15 protein-coding genes are annotated in these 20,433 nt (G+C 72.5%); 9 read left to right on the top strand and 6 right to left on the bottom strand.

From position 1 onward, the window contains the following. Positions 1-241 precede the first annotated feature (241 nt). The 4 genes from WMF28_RS06490 (at position 242) to WMF28_RS06475 (ending at position 5,806) form a co-directional block, all read left to right on the top strand. Positions 242-1,408, top strand: a complete 1,167-nt coding sequence (locus tag WMF28_RS06490) for an RtcB family protein (protein ID WP_437601196.1) — start codon at positions 242-244, stop codon at positions 1,406-1,408. 145 nt (positions 1,409-1,553) lie between these two features. Next, on the top strand, positions 1,554-3,356 hold the full coding sequence (locus WMF28_RS06485; protein WP_437601195.1) for a Rieske 2Fe-2S domain-containing protein: 1,803 nt from the start codon (positions 1,554-1,556) through the stop codon (positions 3,354-3,356). Positions 3,357-3,585: 229 nt separating this feature from the next. Beyond that, complete coding sequence (locus WMF28_RS06480) at positions 3,586-4,476, top strand: serine/threonine-protein kinase (RefSeq protein WP_437601194.1); 891 nt, start codon at positions 3,586-3,588, stop codon at positions 4,474-4,476. Positions 4,477-4,486: 10 nt separating this feature from the next. Further along, a complete protein-coding gene (locus WMF28_RS06475) occupies positions 4,487-5,806 on the top strand; it encodes a GNAT family N-acetyltransferase (protein WP_437601193.1) in 1,320 nt (439 codons plus the stop codon). A gap of 20 nt (positions 5,807-5,826) precedes the next feature. On the opposite strand, the gene glgX is transcribed toward WMF28_RS06475, so the two are convergent. Both glgX and WMF28_RS06465 read right to left on the bottom strand, forming a co-directional pair. After that, a complete protein-coding gene (glgX, locus tag WMF28_RS06470) occupies positions 5,827-7,956 on the bottom strand; it encodes a glycogen debranching protein GlgX (protein WP_437601192.1) in 2,130 nt (709 codons plus the stop codon). Positions 7,957-8,026: 70 nt separating this feature from the next. Continuing rightward, a complete protein-coding gene (locus tag WMF28_RS06465) occupies positions 8,027-8,161 on the bottom strand; it encodes a hypothetical protein (protein ID WP_437601191.1) in 135 nt (44 codons plus the stop codon). A 787-nt stretch (positions 8,162-8,948) separates the two neighbouring features. Here WMF28_RS06465 and WMF28_RS06460 point away from each other — a divergent pair. Then, a complete protein-coding gene (locus WMF28_RS06460) occupies positions 8,949-10,082 on the top strand; it encodes a hypothetical protein (RefSeq protein WP_437601190.1) in 1,134 nt (377 codons plus the stop codon). Positions 10,083-10,142: 60 nt separating this feature from the next. On the opposite strand, the gene WMF28_RS06455 is transcribed toward WMF28_RS06460, so the two are convergent. Together WMF28_RS06455 and WMF28_RS06450 are read right to left on the bottom strand one after the other, a co-directional pair. Then, the gene (locus tag WMF28_RS06455) at positions 10,143-11,330 is read right to left on the bottom strand and encodes a glycosyltransferase family 4 protein (protein ID WP_437601189.1); all 1,188 of its coding nucleotides are present in this window, start codon (positions 11,328-11,330) and stop codon (positions 10,143-10,145) included. Between the two features lie 14 nt (positions 11,331-11,344). Then, positions 11,345-12,463 carry a glycosyltransferase family 4 protein gene (locus WMF28_RS06450; protein WP_437601188.1) on the bottom strand — a complete coding sequence of 373 codons (1,119 nt, stop codon included), beginning with the start codon at positions 12,461-12,463 and terminating at the stop codon, positions 11,345-11,347. A 268-nt stretch (positions 12,464-12,731) separates the two neighbouring features. On the opposite strand from WMF28_RS06450, the gene WMF28_RS06445 reads away from it, so the two are divergent. The 4 genes from WMF28_RS06445 to WMF28_RS06430 all read left to right on the top strand — a co-directional run bounded on the left by WMF28_RS06445 (position 12,732) and on the right by WMF28_RS06430 (position 17,072). Continuing rightward, positions 12,732-13,628: a hypothetical protein gene (locus WMF28_RS06445; RefSeq protein WP_437601187.1), complete on the top strand. Its 897-nt coding sequence runs from the start codon at positions 12,732-12,734 to the stop codon at positions 13,626-13,628. A 31-nt stretch (positions 13,629-13,659) separates the two neighbouring features. Then, positions 13,660-14,739, top strand: a complete 1,080-nt coding sequence (locus WMF28_RS06440; protein ID WP_437601186.1) for a nucleotidyltransferase domain-containing protein — start codon at positions 13,660-13,662, stop codon at positions 14,737-14,739. After that, positions 14,739-15,455 carry a hypothetical protein gene (locus tag WMF28_RS06435; protein ID WP_437601185.1) on the top strand — a complete coding sequence of 239 codons (717 nt, stop codon included), beginning with the start codon at positions 14,739-14,741 and terminating at the stop codon, positions 15,453-15,455. Before WMF28_RS06440 ends, WMF28_RS06435 begins: the two co-directional genes overlap by 1 nt. A gap of 201 nt (positions 15,456-15,656) precedes the next feature. Continuing rightward, positions 15,657-17,072 (top strand): ATP-binding protein, encoded by a 1,416-nt coding sequence (locus WMF28_RS06430; protein WP_437601184.1) that lies wholly within the window; start codon positions 15,657-15,659, stop codon positions 17,070-17,072. Here the strand turns inward: WMF28_RS06430 and WMF28_RS06425 are convergent. Both WMF28_RS06425 and WMF28_RS06420 read right to left on the bottom strand, forming a co-directional pair. After that, positions 17,069-18,373: a glycoside hydrolase family 113 gene (locus tag WMF28_RS06425; RefSeq protein ID WP_437601183.1), complete on the bottom strand. Its 1,305-nt coding sequence runs from the start codon at positions 18,371-18,373 to the stop codon at positions 17,069-17,071. The two genes, WMF28_RS06430 and WMF28_RS06425, sit on opposite strands and share 4 nt — an antisense overlap. Positions 18,374-18,425: 52 nt before the next feature. Further along, positions 18,426-20,375, bottom strand: a complete 1,950-nt coding sequence (locus WMF28_RS06420) for a protein kinase domain-containing protein (RefSeq protein ID WP_437601182.1) — start codon at positions 20,373-20,375, stop codon at positions 18,426-18,428. Positions 20,376-20,433: the final 58 nt, after the last annotated feature.

The raw sequence follows: 20,433 nt of genomic DNA, 5'->3' as shown, positions 1-20,433 counted from the left end.
ATCAGCAACTCCGAGGCCCTGCAAGGCAGAACGGGGTACGCGCCCCCGCGGCGGTCCGGCGCACGCGTCCCTGTCCAACGCAACACGGCGCCAACAATGTGGCTCGCGGTGGCGCTCCTCGCGGTCAGTCCGGAATGCACGGCCGGAGCGGATCGCGTGGAGGAGGGCGACCCTGCGGAGGAGACGGCCGAAGCCGCCGATTCCCTCAGCGGGCGCGGCGCCGCGCGCTATATCTGCCCGGATGGGACCCGCGCAGATCCAGGGCAAGAACGTGGACATCAAGCTGTGGACCCGGCCGGAGGAGGTCGAGCGGGTCGCGCTCGAGCAGCTGCGCAACATCAGCGCCCTGCCCTGGGTGTTCCACCACGTCGCCGCGATGCCCGACGTCCACTTCGGCAAGGGCGCGACCGTCGGCTCGGTCATCGCGATGCGGGACGCGGTCGCGCCGGCCGCCGTCGGCGTCGACATCGGCTGCGGGATGGGCGCGCTCCGCACGAACCTCACCGCGGCCGACCTGCCCGACGACCTCAAGCGCATCCGGAGCGACATCGAGCGGACGATCCCCGTGGGCTTCGCCGCCCACGACACGCCGCTCACGGGGTTCGCGGGCCTGCCGCTCTGGGAGGAGTTCGCGAGCCTGACCCCGAAGGTCCAGGGGCTGTTCACGAGGGCGCGCTGTCAGCTCGGCACGCTCGGCGGCGGCAACCATTTCATCGAGCTCTGCCTCGACACGGGCGGCGGCGTGTGGCTGATGCTCCACTCCGGCTCTCGCAACATCGGCAAGGAGCTCGCCGAGATCCACATCGCCAGGGCGAAGAAGCTCGCCCACAACTGCGACCTGCCCGATCGCGAGCTCGCTGTGTTCCTCGCCGGCACCCCGGAGATGAAGGCCTACCGGCACGACCTCTTCTGGGCGCAGCGGTACGCCCGCGCGAACCGCGAGGCCATGTTCCACCTCGCCGAGGGCGTCCTCCGGCGGCATTTTCCGCAGCTCGAGATCCAGGAAGCCATCTACTGCCATCACAACTACGTGGCCGAGGAGGTCCATTTCGGCGAGGAGGTGCTTGTGACGCGCAAGGGCGCGATCCGGGCCGGCAAGGGCGAGCTCGGGATCATCCCCGGCTCGATGGGCACGCGCTCGTACATCGTCCGGGGCCTCGGCAACCCCGAGGCGTTCGAGAGCGCGTCGCACGGCGCGGGGCGCAAGATGAGCCGCGGCGAGGCGAAGCGGCGCTTCACCACGAAGGACCTGGCCGCGCAGACAGCCGGCGTCGAGTGCCGCAAGGACGGCGGCGTCCTCGACGAGATCCCCGCCGCCTACAAGCCGATCGAGCGCGTCATGGAGGACCAGCGCGATCTCGTGGAGATCGTCGCGGAGCTCCGGCAGGTCCTGTGCGTGAAGGGGTGATCGCGCGGCGCGGGTCGGGCGGGGCCTTTTCGGCGCGCGCCCGGGATTCGCGGTCCCTCCCCGCCCTGCTCTCGGCTACCCTGGGCGTCGCTGGCGCGACGCACGCAGTGATCGGATGTGCCGTGCGCCGCCGCGCGGGAAAGCCATGAAGTCGGACTGGATCGATCTGGGCCCTCTCTCCGAGTTTCCGGCGGACGAGCCGGTGCTGCGCAAGGACGGCGCCGGGCGGCGCTTCGCCTGCGTCCTCCGGGGCGGCGAGGTCCACGCGCTCGACGATCGGTGCCCCCACCAGGGTTATCCGCTCTCGGAGGGCGCGCTGCGCGGCGGCGTGCTGACGTGCGCGTGGCACAACTGGAAGTTCGACCTCGCCTCGGGCGCCTGCGCGTTCGGCGGCGAGCCGGTGCGGCGCTACGCGACGCGCATCGATGGCGATCGCGTGCTGCTCAACCGGGCCGTCGACACCGCGGCCGAGGTGCGGCGCCTCGTCGCCGGCCTGCGCGAGGCGGTCCTGCGCGACGATCCGGCGCGCGCCCTGCGCGAGGGCCTCCGGCTGGGCGCGCTCGGGCTCCACCGCATGGAGACCGGCCTCGGCAGCCTGCACCTCGCGTTCGAGGTGCTCGCCAAGGACGGGGCCGAGCGCGCCGAGTACGGCTTCGATCACGGCCTCGTGCTGCTCTCGGAGCTCTGCGCCTGGGTCGAGCGCGGCTGGGTCCCCGCCGAGGAGGCGTTCGTGGTCGCCGCCCACGCGATCGGCGAGGCGTCGGCCCGGCTCGGCCCGCGCGGCAAGGGCGCCGGCAAGGCGACGGGCCGCTCGCCGCTCGTGCGCATCGCCGACTTCGAGCTCGACGAGCCGGCGAAGGTGAGCGAGGCGCTCGCGGCGGAGCGGCGCGACGAGGCCGAGGCGCGGATGCGCGAGCTCGTCGAGGTCCGCGGCACTGCCGGCGCGCGCCGGGCGCTCCTGCCCTTCGTCGCGCAGCACCTCTACGACTACGGGCACGGCGCGATCTTCCTCGCGAAGGCGCTCGAGCTGGCCGAGCGATTCCCCTCCGCGGCCGACGAGGTCCTCGCCGCCTCGACGGTGCAGCTCGCCTGGGCCACCGCCGACACGAGCCTGCCCCCCTTCGCCGCCACGCGCGCCGCGCTCGCGGGCCTCGCCGAGCTGCCCCTGCCCGGCTCCGAGGCCTGCGCCGGGTCCGCGGGGGCGAGCGCCGCAGGCGCGGGCGCCGCAGGCGCGGTGCCGCTCGACCCCGCGGAGCGCGCCGCCTTCGAGGCGGAGGTGCTCGCCGGGGAGCGGCCGGCCGTCGAGGCGACCGCGCGCTGGCTCGCGCGCGGCGCCGGCCCGCTCGCGCTGCTCGGCGCGGTCGGCCACGCCGCGGCCGTCCGCCTCGCGCGCTTCGATTCGGCCTGGGAACAGCGCCTCGACGCCGAGGTCGGGGTGCTCGACGTCACCCACGCCGTCACCTTCGCGGAGGCGGCGGCCGCGCTCGGCCGCGAGGCCCTCCCGCGCGAGGCCGCGCGGCTCGCCGTGCTCGCCGCCGGCTTCGTCGGCAAGCTCCGCAACGGCGACGCCCCCGCCCCGCCCGCGCCCCCGCCCGCGGCGCGAGCGTCCGGCGGCGCGCTGCGCCAGGCGGTGGAGGCGCGCGACGTCGCCGGGGCGCTCGCGATCGCGCGGGAGCTCGACGCCGACGGCCGCCGGCGCGCCTTCGCCGAGCTCGCCCCGTTCGCCGCGTTCGACGCCGCGGTGAGGCCGATCTTCACGGCGCACGCCGTGAAGACGCTCGAGGCGCTGCATCGGCTCGAGGCGTCCGATCCGCAGCCCGACGGCGCCTACCTCGAGGCGCTGCTCACCTACCTCGTGCCCGTCCGGCAGGAGCTCGGCGTGCGGCGGATCGCGGCCGTCGCGAAGAAGTTCATGTCCGATGGTCGGCCCCCCGAGGGGCTGTACTGAGCCGCGCGACGCCCTGCGTGCTCCGAGGGGAGCCGCCCCGCGCTCATGCCCGTCGCGCGCCGGCACGCGCGACGCGCCGCGACCGTCGAGACAGGGGACGCCCTCGCGCGGCGAGGCCGTGGCGGCGGCGGCGGCGGCGGCGGCGGCGGCGGCGGCGGCGGCGCAACGAACCGCTCCGCTGCCCGCCGTCCGGTGGCCAGGCAAGGACCCATCATGCATACTGACGTCGATGCGGCTTGAGCCTGGGTCCCACGTCGCGCCGCACCTCACGCTCATCAGCCTCCTCAGGATGGGGGGAGTCGGCAGTATCTGGACGGCGCGTCACCTCGGGCTCGGCAAGGACGTCGCCGTCAAGTTCATCTCTGCGTCGCTCGCGACCAACTCGACCGCGGTTGCCCGGTTCCACCGCGAGGGCGCGCTCATGGCGAGGATCAAGAGCCCTCATGTGGCCGAGGTCTACGAGCACGGCGTCTCCGGCGACGGCCTCCAGTACATCGTGATGGAGCTGCTGTGCGGTGAGAAGCTATCCGACCGGCTCGCGCGCGCCGCGCGCCTCTCCCTGCAAGAGACGGTCTCCATCGTCTCGCAGCTCTGCAAGGGGCTCACCGCGGCGCACGGGCTCGGGATCATTCACCGCGACATCACGCCGGAGCACGTCTTCCTCGCCGACGCCGGCGGGAGCACCTGCGTCAAGCTGCTCGATTTCGGGGTGGCCAGGGGAGATGTCGACCCCGACGGGACGACGCTGACGGCCACGGGCGCGGTCGTCGGCGACCTCGTTTACATGAGCCCGGAGCAGTTCTTCAACCCGAAGGGGGTCGATGGCCGCTCGGACCTCTGGTCGGTGGCCATCATGGCGTACCAGGCGCTCACCGGCGCTCCGCCGTTCGAGCAGAAGGGGCTCGAGGCCCTGCTGGGCGCCATCCGTCTCGGCATCTTCCCGCTCCCGAGCGAGCGCTCTGCCGACATCACGCCTGCCCTCGACGCGTGGTTCGTCAAGGCGCTCTCCCGCGAGCCGACCGGCCGCTTCGGCGCGGCCGAGGAGATGGCGGACGCGCTGCACCAGGCGGCCGGCGCCGGACCGCCGAGCCCTGTAGGCGCGCCTTCCAAGGCGGGCTAGCCTGGCCGTCATGGCGCGCGCCCGCACCCCGAGCCGTTCCAACCACGAGCTCGTGTTTCGCAGCGCCCGCAAGGGCGAGGAGGGCACGCTCGCCACGACCGCCTACCGCGCGTTCCAGGCGGGCGATCCGGAGGCGTGGCTGCGGTATTTCACCGAGCACGCGCACCTCGCCCTCGACAACGTGATCGTCGCGGAGACCGACGGCCAGCTCGTCGGGCACGTCACCTCGCTCGACCTGACGATGAGCTTCGCGGGCGCGGACGTGCCGTTCCAGGGCCTCGCCTCCGTCGCGGTGCTCCCGGAGTTCCGCCGCCGGGGCATCGCCGATCGGCTCGTCCGCGAGAGCCTCCGCCGCATGCGCCGCCGGGGCGAGGCGCTCGCGCTGCTCCACCCCTTCCGGCTCTCGTTCTACCGCAGGTTCGGCTTCGGCGTCTGCGAGCTCCGGGACGTCGTGCGCACCTCGCCCGACCGGCTCCCGGACTCGGTGCTGCGCCGCCACGTCCGGGCCTTCTCCCGCCCGCGGGACGAGCCGCTCATCAAGCAGGCCTACGATCTCGCGCGGACCGACACGACGGGCCAGCTGAAGCGGAGCGAGTACTGGTGGGACGTGCGCGTGTTCAAGCGCTCCCAGAGCGGCGCGGTCTACGTCGATCCGGGCTCCAAGGCGATCGCCGGCTACCTGCTCTTCGACGTCCCGGAGGGGGGCGCCTACGGCGTCCAGCAGCTGCTCGTCCGCGAGCTCCGCGCGCCGACGCCGGGCGCTTACCGCGGGCTCATCGGCTTCCTCGGCGCGCTCGGCGACCAGTACGAGGCCGTGGAGCTCGTGCTCCCGCGCGGCTACGGCGCGCCGCTGCTCGACGAGCCGGGCATCCGCGACGAGCCCATCGCGTACGAGACGGCGGCCCGGCACCCCGGCCTGTGCCCGCCCGTGCACGTCGCGCACCGCCGCAATGTCCTCGGCCTGACGGCGCCCGGCGCGATGGGGCGCATCATCGACGTCGCCGCCGCGCTCGCGCTGCACCCGTCGCCGAGGAAGCACGGCGTCCGCGGCGCCATCGGCCTCGACGTCGAGGACCCGGTGTTCACGGACGCGCCGCGCGCCTTCGACGTCACCTTCGCGGCGCGCGGCGTCCAGACGGCGCCCGGCAGCACGGCGGGCGATCGCCTCTCGTTATCGATCGAGCGGCTCACGCAGATCTATTTCGGCGCCACGTCGGCGCGCGATCTCCTGAGCCAGGGCTTCGTGGTGGGCAGCGCCAAGGCGGCCGCGCTCCTCGACGCGGCGTTCGCCGGGCCCCCCCTGTTCCTCGGCGCCTTCAACGGCTTCTGAGGCGCGCCGCGCGCGGCCGCTCAGGCGCCGCGCCGGTTCCGCAGGAAGAGCTTGAGGGAGCGCGAGTGCAGCGCCGTCTCTTCCCCGCCCTTCCGCGCCTCGGTCGCGGCGTCGTCCTGGGTGTCCACGACGAGCTGCCACGGCCTGGGATCATCGGCGAAGGGGAGGAGGAAGGGCAGGTCGCAGGGCGACGCGTTGAGCAGCAGGAAGAAGTCGTCGTCGACAAGCCGATCGCCGGACTCGTCCACATCGTCCAGGCCCTCTCCGGACAGGAACACCCCCAGGCATTGCGTGCATGGGTTCGACCAGTCCTCGTCGGTCATCAGCTCCCCGTCCGGGCGATACCACTGGATATCGTAGGTCTTTCCGCCGCGGATCGGGCGACCCTTGAAGAAGGTCGAGCGCCTGAGCGCCGGGTGCTCGTGCCGGATGCGGAGGCACTTGCGCGTGAACTCCAGGAGCGCGCGCGACGGCTCGTCCCAGGTCCACGGCTGCCACGTGAGCGGGCTGTCCTGGCAGTACCCGTTGTTGTTCCCCTCCTGCGTGCGCCCCCGCTCGTCGCCGTGGAGGAGCATCGGCGTGCCCTGCGAGAAGAGGAGCGACGCCATGATGTTCCGCATCTGGCGCGCTCGCAGCCGGAGGATCTCGGGGTCGTCGGTCGGCCCCTCGGCGCCGCAGTTCCACGCGCGGTTGTCGTCCGCGCCGTCGCAGTTGCCCTCCCCGTTCGCCTCGTTGTGCTTGCCTTCGTACGAGACGAGGTCGGCCAGGGTGAAGCCGTCGTGGGCCGTGACGAAGTTGATGCTCGTGTACGGCCTGCGCCCGCTGTTCTCGTAGAGGTCGCTGCTCCCCGTGATCCGGAACCCGAGATCGGAGGCGACGCCGCCGGAGCCGCGCCAGAAGTCGCGCAGCGTGTCCCGGTACCGGCCGTTCCACTCCGCCCAGCGCACCGGGAAATTGCCCACCTGGTAGCCGCCGGGCCCCACGTCCCAGGGCTCGGCGATGAGCTTCACCTGGCTGAGCACCGGGTCCTGGTGGATGATCGTGAAGAAGCTCGAGAGCTGGTCGACGTCGTGGAGGCCGCGCGCCAGCGCCGCCGCCAGGTCGAACCGGAACCCGTCCACGTGCATGTCGAGGACCCAGTACCGCAGCGAGTCCATGATCAGCTGGAGCGTCTGCGGGTGGCGCACGTTGAGGGTGTTGCCCGTGCCGGTGTAATCGAAATAGTAGCGCTCGTTGCCGGGGACGAGCCGGTAGTAGGTCGGGTTGTCGATGCCGCGCAGGCTCAGCGTCGGGCCGAGGTGGTTGCCCTCGGCCGTGTGGTTGTAGACGACGTCGAGGATGACCTCGATCCCGGCGGCGTGGAGGGCCTTCACCATCTCCTTGAACTGCCGGACCTCGGACGCCACCTCCGCGCCCGCGCGGTACCCGACGTCCGGCGCGAAGAAGCCTATCGAGTGATAGCCCCAGTAGTTCCGTAGCCCCTTGTCGAGCAGGAATTTCTCGTGCACGAAGGCGTGCACGGGCAGCACCTCGACGGCCGTGACGCCGAGATACTGCAGGTACCCGAGGATGGCGGGGTGGGCGATGCCCAGGTAGGTCCCGCGGAGCTCCTCCGGGACCTCCGGGTGCAGCATCGTCAGGCCGCGGACGTGCGCCTCGTAGATGACGCTGCGGTGGAACGGGACGCACGGGCGCTGCTCTCCGGTCCAGTCGAAGGAGGGGTCGATGACGACGCCGAGCGGGGAGCCGAGCGCCTCGTCCTCGGCCATCACGAGGTCTCCGTCGGGCTCGCCGCTGCGATGGGCGAACGCGTTGGCCTCCCATCGGACCCGCGACGCGAGCGCCTTCGCGTAGGGATCGAGCAGGCGCGCCCGCGGGTTGAAGCGCAACCCGCGCTCCGGCGCCCAGGGGCCGTGCACGCGATAGCCGTACTTCTGCCCTGGTCCGACGTCGGGCACGTAGACGTGCCAGACCATCGAGGTGCGGTGACGCACCGGCAGGCGTTGCTCGTTCCCCTCGTCGTCGACGAGGCACAGCTCGACCGCTTCAGCGTTCTCGGAGAACAGCGCGAACTGCGTTCCAACGCCGTCCCACGTTGCGCCGAGCGGGTACGGATCCCCGGGTCGCAATCCTTTGCGCTTCGGATTCATGCAGGTCTCCAGGCCGGGAGTGGGCCCCCCCGTCTTCGGCCTTGTCGAGATGGGCGCTGTGAGCGCCGGGCTAGGCCACGTGCGTGCGGCGGCTGCGCATGACGTCGCTCACGGCGTCCGCCACGCTGCGCGCCATGCCCTCGGCGATGCGGAGGGTCTGGGCCTGGTCACCTTCCGGGGTGCAGAACCTGAGGCGTTCGATCATGTCGGCGAGCCGCCGGGCTAGCTCGCACGCCTCAGCCATGGAAGCTGATGATTCGAGGGAGGCCCTCCGCTGCGGGAGGGAAACCAGATCTTCGGTCGGCGTCATCGGGGTTGAAATCATGCCTGGCTCCTTCGATATCAGTGATGCCTACAATCGGCTACCACGAAAAGCAGAGATCATGCCAGCGCGATTCCGGTAGGGGTGCTCACCGCGAGCACAACAGCCGGTGGTCGCGCTGTGAAGTTGGGTCGAACAAAATCGCCACAGGTGGGGCAAATTGTCGCCCACAAGAGCTGTCGATCAGCAGGTTGGACAGCCACACAACAGAATTGCAAGCACATTGTGCGCCTCGAGGGCGAGCGCGCCCCCGTGGCTGCCCTGGACGGCCTTGTCGCCTCTGCTGGGGCACGCTTGGGCCTCTGACCGCCTGCGTGCACCTCGGCGGTGAGGCCGCGCCGAACGGGCGAGCGGGCGTGCGTGTCGTGAGCGCTCGTTCCCAGCTCCTGGCCCAGCTCCTGGCCCAGCTCCTGGCCCAGCTCCTGGCGACACGCCGGCCGGGAACGGCCGCGCGCGGACACCTGCGCCGCTCGTACCCTGCAGACCGGGGCGGGCAGCCGATCGCGCACATCTGTGGAGGGCAGGCCGCGTGAAGCCGCGTGCAACCGGAGAGGCCGTCTCGATCGCGGCGTCGACCCCGAAGCCGCTATAGCAGTGCCCGGGGGGCCCGGGTTAGTATCCGGTCCGCCGCGGCGGCCGCCGGTCGAACGCGCCGCGGTCGAGAAAGCTCATGATCGGAACACTCCAGGCGAAGCTCCAGTATCTCAGGAACAAGAACCTCCACAACTGGCTCGGCGGCTACGCCCGACAGAGGCTCGAGAACGCCCGCAGTCCGCGTCCGAGCGGCCCGCGGCACCTCCTCTTTGCCGTCTGCGATCACTGGGAGCCAGGGTGGGAGAACGCCACACCGGAGGTCGGCGACGCGCGGGTGAGGGCGTGGTCCGAGCGATATCCCGAGATGGCCGGCGCCTACCGCGACGCGGACGGCCGGCACCCGCGCCACAGCTTCTTCTTCCCGGGGGAGCAGTACACGCCCGGGTGGCTCGACGCGCTGGCGGATCTCACGCGCGGCGGCTTCGGCGAGGTGGAGCTGCATCTGCACCACCACAACGACACGGAGGAGAACCTGCGCGCGGACATCCTCAGGTACCTGGAGATCCTCGGGAAGCACGGGCACTTCTCGCGCGACGCGGACGGGCGCATGCGATACGGGTTCATCCACGGCAACTGGTGTCTGGCGAACTCCGGGCGGGACTCCCGGAACTGCGGAGTCGACGCGGAGCTCCCGCTCCTCTTCGAGACGGGCTGCTATGCCGACTACACGTTCCCGTCGGCCCCTGACGAGTCGCAGCACGGCATCGTGAACCAGATCTACTGGCCGACCGGCAACCTGTCGCGCCGGAAGGCCCACACCGTGGGCGCCCGGGCCAAGGTCGGCGAGATGCTGGAGGACCGGCTCCTGATGATCGAGGGGCCGCTCGCGCTCGCGCTGACGCGCCGGGGGAGCCGGGTGCGGGTGCGGATGGAGTACGGCGCGCTCCAGGCGGTCGATCCGCCGACGCCCGACCGGGTGAAGACATGGGTGGATCAGAACATTCACATCGAGGGGAGGCCCGAGTGGGTGTTCGTCAAGGTCTACACGCACGGCGCGCCCGAGGATCAGGCGGAGTCGCTGCTCGGCGCGGGGAGCCACACGCTGCACCGGGAGCTCACCACCCGGTACAACGATGGTAAGGAGTGGATGCTCCACTACGTGACCGCGCGCGAGATGTACAACATCGCGATCGCGGCGCTCGATGGCAAGGCGGGCAACCCCGGCGACTACCGAGACTACCGGCTGAAGCCGCCCCCCTGCGCGAGCTGACGCGCCGGGCTCCCCGCCAAACAGCACCGCAAGCCGAGGGCCCGGCAGCCGGGCAGCGCCTCAGCCCACCGCGCGCCGCTCGCCGAGGACCTCCTCGAGGAGCGCGTGATAGCGATCCCCCACGACGTCCCACGAGAGCGCCCCCACGCTCCCCCGCAGCGCCTCCGGATCCCACGCCGTGTCCAGCGCCCGGATCAGCGCGCTCCCGAGCGCGCCGGGGTCGCCGGCAGGGACGAGGATGCCGTTGCCGCCTTGCCCCTCGCGCACGAGCTCCGGCACGCCGCCCACCCGGGTCGCGACGACGGGGCGGCCCGAGGCGAGCGCCTCCAGGACGACGTTCGGGCAGCCCTCGCGGCGGCTCGGCAGACAGAACACGTCGCACGCCGCCATGTACTCCGGGATCTCCGCGGGCAACGCCCAGCCGAACAGCCGCACGCGATCCTCGAGGCCGAGCGCGCGCACCCGCGCGCGCAGCGGCTCGAGCAGATCGCCGCCGCCCACCATCATCAGGTGAACGTCGCGGCGGCCCGCCTCGGCGAGGCGCCCCATCGCCTCCACGAGGACGTCCACGCCCTTCTCGGGCACATGGTAGCCGGCGTAGAGCACCATCTTCGCGTCGGCCGGCAGGCCGAGGCGCTGCCGCGGGGCGGCCCGGTCCCGGATCGAGAACCGCGCGCCGTCGACCGCGTTGAGCTGCACAACGACGCGCTCGCGCGGCACCCCGAGCTCCACCAGGCGCTCGCCGAGCGCCCCGCTCACCGCCACCACCCGGGCGCAGCGCTGGAGCGCCGGCGCGATCTGCGCCCGCAGCACGGCGTTCCTCGGCTGCTCGTTGATGTCGCTGCCGAGCACCGTGGTGACGAGGGGCACGCCCGCCTCCCGCGCGAACGCCGCCGCGGCGACCGTGTCGGGATAGGCCCACGCGGCCAGGACCACGTCGTAGGGGAACTCGCGCCGCAGCCCGGCCATCGTGCCCCGGAGCGACGCGTGGATCGCCCGCGCGTGCAGGCGCGGCAGCCCCGGGATCGACCAGTACGTGGGAAACAGCGCGTCGATGCCGGTGTGCGACTCGCGCGCGCCGCCGAGGAGCTCCCGGGACGCCCCGCGCACGCGCGTCCACCAGGGCGTCGGGCCCACGAGCCTGAGCTCGCAGCGGCGCGAGAGCGCCCGGTACGTGTGATAGCTGTACGGCGCCATCATCGGCAGCCGCATGGAAGGGTAATGGTGGGTGAAGACGAGGACCTTCATCGCGCGCTCGCCTGTCACCCGAGGCCGAGATAGAGCTGCTCGTATTTGCGCGTCATCTTCTCGAAGGAGAAGTCGTCGCGGACCCGCGCGTGCCCTGCCTCGCCGAGCCGCCGCGCGAGCGTCGGATCCCCCGCGAGCCGCTCGATCGCGCCCGCGAGCGCGTCGGGGTCGTCCACCGGCACGAGCAGGCCGTGCTCCTCGTTCCGCACCACCTCCGGGACGCCGCCGACCGGCGTCACCACGACAGGCAGGCCGCGCGCCATGGCCTCGAGCACCGCGAGCGGCAGCCCCTCATCGCGCGAGGGCAGCACGAAGAAGTCGGCGGCGAGGAGCAGATCGGGCACGTCCTTGCGGAATCCGAGGAAGCGCGCCTCCTTGCCGTGGATCCCGAGCTCCCTCGCGAGCCCGTGGATGCGGTCGCGCTCGTCCCCGTCGCCCACGATGAGGACCGTGACCGCGACGCCGCGATCCCGCAGCCGCGCCAGCGCCCGGAGCAGCACCTCGTGGGCCTTCACCGGATGGAACGCGGCCGGCATGATCCCGAGGAACGCGCCGCCGGGCGGGCTCGCAGGTCCGGACTGGGCCGCTGGCCCGGCGTCGAAGCCGAGCTCGGCGCGCACCTCCTCGCGTGTGCGCCGCGCCGGGGTGATGTCGATCCCGTTGTGAATGACAGAGATGTTGCCGGCCACGCCCACAGCGCCGCTCTTGTCGGCCGTGTCCTGCGAGCAGCCGACGACGGCGTCCGTCGCGCGCCACTCGAAGCGCGAAGGAACGCGGATGATCCCGCGCGTCTGGGCGTGATCGGTGAAGACGAGCCGCGCCCGCGTGAGGACCTTGCCGACGGTGGCGTAGTGGAGCGCAGTGGGGTTGTGCGCGTGGATGACCTGCGGCCGCGAGCGCGCGAAGGCCAGCGCCGCGTGCGTTACCCGCGCGGGCAGGCGCCCGCCCAGCACGGTGACCGGCAGCGCCCGCTGGCGCGCCAGCTCCGCGAGCGGCCCGCCGCGCAGCGCGAGGATGGAAGCCTCGTGGCCGTGGCGCCGCTGCGCCTCGGCGAGGCGCAGCACGAAATGCTCCATGCCTCCGCCGTTGAGGCTGCTCACGACATGGACGATCCGCAGCGTCGAAGTCCCCATGGAGGGTTGCTACCCGAATCGGGTCTCCTGTTGAAGCGCAAACCGCGCCGTGCACCGCCACCCACGCTGCCAACACGCCTCACCTGAACGCCGGCGATCGTGACGTTTGGCGCTCCGTCGCGCCGAGTCGTGCTCGCGGCTTCTCGTCGCTGCTCGTCGCTGCTCGTCGCTGCTCGATGGTGCGGCAGGTCGTTCGATCATCCTACCACCTCGCCTCGCCGCCACGGCGCCTTTTGATTTGGCGAGCGGAAGCGGCTACTAGACGGGCATGAACCCTGAACTTCGGCGCGCCCTGGACCAGGGTCTGCGCCGCGTGCCAGGCATGAACACCGCGACGAGGCTGCTCGCCGTGCGGATCGAGACCGTCAAGGCGCTCCTCGCGCGCCGGCTCGACGAGAACCCGCTCCCCGTGTCCGACGCCGTGACCCCGAGCGACATCCCGTCGGTCGCCGAGCTCGGCCCGGGGGACAGGGTGCTCGCCGAGCTCGATCAGGACGGCTTCGCCTTCGCGATCCACCCGGCCGACGTGCCCTTCTTCAACCGGCGGAGCGAGAAGATGCCGCGCCTGCGCTACCGGCTGCACGTCGTCTTGCGCCGCGGGTACGTGTGCGTGCGCAAGCGCTTCATCGGCCAGCCGCGGAACGCGCCCGTCGGCGCGCACATCTCCGCCCTGCTCGGGCTCTTCTTCTACAACGAAGCGGCCGCGCTCCTCCGCCTGCGCGACCTCCCCAGCGTCCCGAGGATTCGCGATCTCCATCTCACCACGCGCACCCTGTTCATCGACTACGTGCGCGGCCAGACGCTGCAACATCAGGTCGCCGAGCGCGGGCAGAAGGTCCTCGACATCGACCTCGCGCCGCTCGGGCAGCTCTTCGATCCGGAGCGCGATCGGCGCGAGATCGAGGCGTTCGCGAGCGGCGGCGGCGAGGCCCACCGCGGCAGCATCGAGGAGATCGTCCGGGCGATGAACGCGCGCGGCGTCGCGCCGCTCGACGTCAAGCTCGGCAACGTGCTCATCGGCGAGAAGACGAGCGCCCTGTACTGGGTCGATTTCGAGCGGGCCGCGCTCGACGGCACCCCCCGCTACCGCGAGCACCTCGCCGAGCACCATGATCTCGTGAATCGGTGGTTCGGGCTCTCGCTCCCGGGCGACAGCGGGGCGTGAGGCGCGGCGGACGCGCTCGAGGGTGCGATCGATGAGACGAGACGAAGGCGGGGCGCCGCGGAGCGCCATCGAGCGGATCGGGGAGAAGGCGGGGCGGTCATGGCCGAGCATCGAGGCGGCCGCGCGGCTCTCGGCGGAGACCCGGGCGCGGCTCGCGGCGCTGCTCCGCGAGCAGATCCCGTGCGACACGAGCGCGGTCGTCTTCGGCTCGCTGGCGCGGGGCGAGTACACGACCGGCAGCGATCTCGACTGGACGCTGCTCATCGACGGTCAGGCCGACGAGGGGCACTTCAGCCAGGTCCAGGCCATCACGAAGATCCTGAGGGGGGCGAAGTTCCATGAGCCGGGCCCGACGGGCGTGTTCGGCAACGTGGCCTTCAGCCACCCGATCCTCCACCAGATCGGCGGGCAGGAGGACACGAACAAGAACACGACCCAGCGCATCCTGCTGCTCCTGGAGTCGCTCGCGATCGGCACGCCGGACGCCCACGAGCGCGTGCTCAGGCTCGTGCTCTCGCGCTACGTGGAGGACGACCGCGGGCTGCTCTACGGCAGCAAGCGCGAGATCATCCCGATGTTCCTCCTGAACGACATCGTCCGGTACTGGCGCACCGTCGCCGTCGATTTCGTCTACAAGCAGCGGGAACGCAGCTCGGGCTGGGCGCTCCGCAACGCGAAGCTCAGGATGTCGCGCAAGCTCATCTTCGTGAGCGGGCTCATCACCTGCTTCGGCTTCGAGCTGTTCGGCAAGGACCGGGCGACGTGGACCGACGACGCCGAACGGATCTCGACGCCGGAGTTCGTGCGCTTCCTGCGGGAGCGCATCCGGGTGACGCCCCTGGAGAGCCTCGCCGAGGTGCTGCTCCGGCCCGCGATCTCCGCGGAGACGGCGCGGATGCTGTTCGACAGCTACGACGCGTTCCTCGCGCTCCTGTCGAACGAGGAGGAGCGCGGCCGGCTGAAGCAGCTGCCGCTCGACGAGCTCGGCAGCGACCCGACGTTCAGGCGGGTGCGCGATATCGGGCGTGAGTTCCAGGGCGGGCTCAACCGGCTCTTCTTCGAGGAGGACCCGGAGCTCCGCAAGCTCATCCAGACGTACGGGGTGTTCTGATGCGACCCATCGGCTACTCGACGGGGGCGCTCGCGCTCAGCGACGTCGAGCGAGCGCTCTCGATGCTGGAGGGGAGCTCCGCGACCGCGGTGGAGCTCTCCGCGCTGCGCATCTCGGAGCTCAAGCCGCTGCTCCGGCGCCTCGGATCCCTGGACCTGTCGCGGTATCGCTACGTCTCGTTCCACGCCCCGAGCCGCTTCGACGCGGCGGAGGAGCGCGTCGTCGCCGACGCCATGGCGGAGGTGGCCGCGCTGGGCTGGCTGATCGTCCTCCACCCCGACACCGTCCATGATCTCGGCGCCTTCCGGCAGCTCGGCGGCCTGCTCGCCCTCGAGAACATGGACAAGCGAAAGCGGACGGGCCGCACGGTGGAGGAGCTCGGGCCGTTCTTCGACGCGCTGCCCGACGCGTCGTTCTGCTTCGATATCGGCCACGCGCACCAGGTCGATCGCACGATGACCGAGGCGCATTTCCTTGTGAAGGCGCACCGGACACGGCTGAAGCAGCTCCACGTGAGCGAGGTGAACGCGGGCAGCCGCCACGACGCGCTGAGCCTCAACGCGGCGCACGCATTTCAGCGGGTCGCCGCCCACGTCCCGGGCGACGCGGCGCTGATCCTGGAGACGCCGGCGTCGCCAGAGGAGCTGGAGCGCCAGATGGCCATCGCCAGAGCGGCGCTGTCGATCCCGAAGGGCGTGGAGAAGACGCCCGCCTGATCCCGGAGACACCGCGGCGACGGTGCGCAGGCGCGCCGCTTTCGCCGGGTGCCGGCATCGATCCTGGAGAGCCCTGGCGCGGCCGCCTCGCCGGAGCGGCCTCGGGAGCTTCGAATCGTCCAGCCGGACGGTCGGTGCCCCCTCGAGGCGCTACACTCTGCGCCTTCTCGGCGCGCTCAGGGCCGGAATCGGGGAACAACGATGAAGCTGAAGACACTCGCGGCCGCGAGCACCGCATGGCTCGCCGCCCTCGCGCTGCTGACGGCGAGCGGCCTCACGCTCAGCACCGCGTACCTGGACCGCGAGGTCGCGTGCCTCTTCAACTTGGTTCGAGAGGTGCGGTCCATCCTGGAGCTGGAGGTCGACCTCCTCTCTTACGAGCGCGAGAGCGCCCGCGTCGCGCTGACCCAGCTCCCCGAGCACGCCCGCGCGCGCGACGCCGCCGGGCGCGAGGTGGAGCGGTGGCTCGAGGACCTCCGCATGAACCCTGTCACCGCGGACAACGCCGACGTCTTCAAGGCGACCGAGCGGGAGATCAAGCGCTACCTCGCCGCGCGCGCGCAGGCGAGCGAGACGGCGCTCCCGGTCGCCGGGCCGGAGGCTGGGCTCCCCGAGCAGGTGCAAGATCGCGCCTTCGCCGCGCTCGATGAACTGCTCGCCGCGAAGCTCGGCGAGGCGCGGATCGCCCGGGAACGCGTCGACGAGATGAACAGGCTCTCGGAGGCCGTGAGCCTCGGGGCCGTCGCGATGCTGCTCGCCGGCGTCCTGCTCGCGCTCTGGCAGCTGAGCAGGCGTGCCTATCGCCCTCTCCTCGCGATCCGCGCCGCGATCGATCGCTACGGGGCCGGCGCGGTCGACGCCCGCGCGCCGCAGGGCGGGCTCGACGAGCTGCGCGAGATCGCCGTCGCGTTCAACGAGATGGCCGCCGCGCTGGCCGAGCAGCGCCGGAAGCAGCTCGGGATCCTCGCGAGCGTCGCGCACGACCTGCGCAACCCGCTCGCCGCGCTGAAGCTCACCGTCGACCGCCTCCGGCCGGATCGGCCCCTGCCGCCCGAGGAGCGGCTCAGGCCGATGCTCGCCCGCATCGGGAAGGAGGCTGCGCGCTGCGATCGCATGCTCACGGACCTCATGGATGCCGCGCGGATCGAGGGCGGCGAGATCGAGCTGCGCCACGAGACCCGGGACGCGTGCGAGCTCGCCCGCGAGGTCGTGGAGCTCTACCGGCCGACGGCGAGCGCGCACGAGCTCCGGCTGTCGCTGCCCGAGGAGCCCATCCCGCTCCGCTGCGACCCGACAAGGATCGAGCAGGTGCTCAACAACCTGGTCGCGAACGCCATCAAGTACTCGCCGGAGGGCGGCGCCGTGCAGGTCGCCGTCGTGCGCGAGGGCGCCGAGGTCGCGATCGCGGTCGCCGACCCGGGCGTCGGCATCGCGGCCGAGGACCAGCGGCGGCTGTTCGAGCGCTACTTTCGCGCGCCGTCGTCGAGCCGCGTGGCCCCGGGCGTCGGCCTCGGCCTGTGGGCCGCGCGCCGCATCGCCGAGGCGCACGGCGGGCGCATCGACGTGACGAGCGCCGCCGGCGAGGGCTCGACGTTCACCCTGCGCCTGCCGTCCTAGAGCTCGTCCGGGTCGAGCTCCCAGCCGAGGACGCCGGGAGTGCGCGCGCGGTGCCTGCCGAGCACCTCGCCGGGCAGCCAGGGGCCGTCCGCGGCCCAGCGGGTGGAGAAGGCGTCGCGCAGCACGAGCTCCGCCAGCTTGCCCCTCGGCGAGAAGCCCCACTCGGCCTCCTGCGAGACGTCGTCCGGGTCGGCGTAGAGCCGCCAGACGAAGAAGCCGGCGCAGGTGCGCGCGTCGAGGAACGGCGCCATCACCGCGGCGTAGGCCTCGGCCTGCGAGCGCTGATCGATGACCACGTCCTTCATGCGGTCGGGCCACTCCCACGGGCGCACGGCGGGATCGCGCCGCGTTGTGTAGCCGATCTCGGTGAGCAGGACCGGCTTGCCCCACGCGCGCGCCACCGCGTCCACCCCGGCCGCCACCTTGCGCCCGCCGCGCAAGAGCTCCTCGAACGACGCGCCCTCGCGCTCGGCCAGCGGGTAGAAGGCGTTGATGCCGATGAGGTCCAGCGCGTCGAAGATCAGCGTGTGCTCGACGTCGTCCCAGTTCGCCGAGTAGGTGAGCAGCCCCGGGTACACCCGGCGCACCGCCTCGATGATCGGCAGGAAGCTCGCCGCCCGCGGCGTCGTCACCCAGCTCCGCAGCTCGACGCCCACGCTGAGCATCTCGGCGCCGCCCTCGCGCGCGACCGCGGCCCACGTGAGCAGGAACCGGCGGTACGACTCGGCCCAGCGCGCCCAGCCGGCGTCATCCCCCGGATCGATCAGCGCCCGCCACTCGCCGCTCTCGACCCAGAGGTGCGGGACGAGCAGCACCTTGAGCCCGCGCGCGTGCGCCTGCGCGATCGCCGCGAGCACGTTGCGCCGGTTCTCCTCGAACGGCGCCTCGAAGACGAGATCGACGCCGGTGCCCTTGCCGTCCCACACGCGGCCGAACGGCGTCAGGCTGATCCAGGTCGCGCCCATCGCCACCGCCTCGTCCATCGCCCGCCCGCTCGCCGCGGTGCCGTAGCCGCGGCCCGGGTGCCGGAGGTTCTCGATCGGCCCGATCGTCACGCCGCGCACGCCGCCCCAGCCCGACTCGGCCCACCCCGTCGCGCCGTGCGGCAGGCGCTCCGGCGAGATCCGCGGCGCCTCCGTTGCGATCCGCGGCGCCCGCGGCGCCTCCACCGCGATCCGGGGTGCCTCCGGCGCGACCCGCGGTGCGGCGCTCGCAGGCCGCGAAGGACAGCTGACGGCCGCCGCCGACACGGCGAGCGCGGCGCCCGCGGCGCCGGCGAGCGCGCATACTTCTCGACTCATCGCTGGCACGGGACGCCTTATACCAGGCAGGCGGCTCGTGGTATTGCGGACGTCACCCGCCGTCGGTGTCCTGGAGCCGCTGCGCGCCGTCGCCCTGCTCAGGTTGCTGCGGCGCGCGCGCGCCCTCCTCCGGCGGCTGCGGCGCGCGCCCGATCGCGTCGCGCTGCTGCCGCGCGCGCTCGGTCCCCTCGCGCCACCGCCGCTCGCGCTCGCTCTTCTCGAGCCGCTGCCGCTCGCGCTCGACCTCGTCGTAGATCACCTCGGGGCGTTGCGGCTGGTGCCGGATCCCCCCCGGCGGCACGACCCGCGGCGCTTCGCTGGCCGGGCCGGCGGCGCTCGCGGTGTCCGGCACGGCCGGCGGGGGCTCGGGCGCGAGATCGGACGCGGCAGGCACGACAATGTCCGGTCGCCTCGCCACGGCGGAGGAGCGCGCCGCCTGGACCGCGCGCTTCGCCACCCCCTTCGATGCAGGCAGGGCGCTCCCGCCGGCGTCGAGCGTGCCCGTCTGCACGAGCCACACGCCGCCGAGCCCCGCGATCATCCCGAACACCGCGAGCCCGATCGCGAGCCGGCGCGGCCACGGCGACGGCCCGCGGCGCACAAGCGTGAGCCGCTCCGTCTCGACCGGCACGCGCGCCTCCGCCGGTGTGACGCGCGGCGCCGGGTCGGCGCTAACGCGATGCGCAAAATGGCGACCGAGCGGAATGGGCGTCTCACCTGCCGGGCGATGCCCTGTCGCGGCCGCCTGCGGCTCCGAGGGGCGCGTCGGTGGGCTCACCATCACGACCCGCGGGGGCGGCGTGCGGCTCGCCCGCAGCTGCTCGCCGCCGTCCCACAACGCGCCCGCGTGCGACACCAGCGTGACGTCGGACTGACGGCCCCCGCCCCCGGGCGCGTCCCACTTGGCCGTCGTCTCGAGGTCGCCCATGAGGTCGTCGGGCGACATCCTCGGCAGATCGGCCAGCGTGTCGGGCTCCCATTCGTCCTCGACGGGCGCGGGGGCCGGCGTCGCCATGCGGAGCGTCTCGTCCGCCCGGAGCGCCTCCCACACGCGCTCGGCCGCGTCCTCCGCGCCATCGCCCCCGAAGCGCGCAAGCGCGAACGCGAGCTTCGCGACGTCCGGGGGGCGCGCCCCCGGGTCCTTGTCGAGGCAGCGCAGCAGCAGCTCCTTGAGCTCGACGGGCTCGAACCGCGGCGGGAAGGCCGCGGGCGGATCGTGCAGGACCTTGTTGCAGATCTCGAGCTCGGTCCGCGCGTCGAACGGGCTCGCCCCGCAGAGGAGCGCGTAGGCCACAGCGCCGATCGACCAGATGTCGGCGCGCTCGTCGATGCCGCCCGCCGACCGCATCTGCTCCGGCGCCATGTAGAGCAGCGACGTCCGCATGGCGCCCGAGACGGCGTTCGGGCCCTCGCTCTCGACGCCGCACGCCACGGCCGACACGCCGAAATCGAGCACCTTCACGCTGGGCGCGCCGTCGCCGAAGCTGAGGAACAGGTTCTCGGGCTTGAGGTCGCGGTGGAGGATCCCGATGCCGTGCGCCTCGGCGACGGCCTCGCAGATCTGCAGGAGGTACTTCACCGCCTCCCTGACCCGCAGCGGCCCGCGGCGCTGCAGGTAGCTCGAGAAGTCGGAGCCCTCCAGGTACTCGCTGACGACGAACGGCACGCCGTCCTCGACACCGACGTCGAGGATCCGCGCGACGTACCTGCCCGAGAGCGAGCGCGCGGCGCGCGCGCCCCGGAGCAGCCGCTCGACGGCATGCCTGTTCTCGGCGAGCACCGGATCGACGCGCTTGAGCGCGACGCGCCGGCCCGACGCGCGATCTGTCGCGAGCTGGACGACGCCCACCCCGCCGGCGCCGATCCGGGTCTCCACCGCGTACCTGCCGGCGACGACCTCCTGCTGCCCCGGACCCGCCTCGGCCGCCCGCGACACACGCCCGGCGTCGGTCCGCTCCTGTGCGGCCGCGCGATCCTCTCCTCTGAGCTTCAGCGACGTCAACGCACTGCCTCGGTGGGGTCCGCGAGCTCCGCGAACAGCGTCAGAACCTGTCCTCTGA

The organism is Sorangium sp. So ce590 (genome assembly GCF_051521365.1).
GTDB lineage: Bacteria > Myxococcota_A > Polyangia > Polyangiales > Polyangiaceae > Sorangium.
Note: the sequence above shows the minus strand (reverse complement) of the source record. Positions and strands in the feature narration are given on the sequence as shown.